Genomic DNA, 850 nt, shown 5'->3' with positions numbered 1-850 from the left:
GTGGTGGCCGGGGCCTGCGGAGGGCTTCCTCTCGCGCTGCAGATCGCTGCAGCACTGCTCAAGAACTCGCCGCGAAGATCGGTGGGTAGTCTCGCGTCACGGCTCGCTGACGAACGGGCCCGGTTGGAGGTGTTGGAGTTCCCCGACGATGAGCTGCAGCCCGGCGTGCGCGCGGCTCTGCGAGTCTCCATCGACCGCCTCAAGTCGGCCGAGGCACGGATGCTGCGGCTTCTCGCCATTGACCAGGGTGTTGACTTCGCGGCAGCAGCGGCAGCAGCCCTCTGCGACCTACCTCGGCGGCAAGCCGAAGAGCTGCTCTTCTCGCTGGAGGGCACATATCTGATCACTGGTAACGATCGCGGCCGCTGGGCCATGCACGACTTGGTGCGCGCGTACCTCCGGGAGGCGCTCGAAGAGTATGCAGACGAGCGGCGAGCAGCACGCGACCGACTACTGGACTACTACGCAGGCACTGGGGCCACTGCGGACGCCTACCTCACCGCACGTCCGGGAATCCCTGTTCCAGGCGGATTCGCGTGCAAGGACGACGCACTTCGGTGGTTCGATGACAACCGGGCGAATCTGGCCGCCGCGGTTCGCGTTTCTGCGCAAGAGGGGTGCCATGACATTGCACTGATCGTCTCGCTCGCCCTGGCGGAGTACCTTCGCCAGCGCCGACTTTTCACCGAGATGGTCGAGACCCAGACCAGTGCGGTAGCCGCCGCCCAGGCACTTGGCGACGTCGGACTTGAGGCGAGCTCGATGACCGCCCTCGGAGTGGCTCTGATAGGGGCAAGGCGGTTCGGGGAGGCGATTGAGGTCTATCGCCGCGCCGCAGCTATGTACCGGA

At 65.9% G+C, this 850-nt stretch carries 1 pseudogene; it reads left to right on the top strand.

Annotation, left to right across the window (positions count from 1 at the left end):
- Positions 1–123: 123 nt before the first annotated feature.
- A pseudogene (locus tag KDK95_RS34710) lies at positions 124–850 on the top strand (tetratricopeptide repeat protein); the annotation flags it as partial.

The sequence above is a fragment of the Actinospica acidithermotolerans genome (assembly GCF_018139625.1).
GTDB lineage: Bacteria > Actinomycetota > Actinomycetes > Streptomycetales > Catenulisporaceae > Actinospica > Actinospica acidithermotolerans.
Note: the sequence above shows the minus strand (reverse complement) of the source record. Positions and strands in the feature narration are given on the sequence as shown.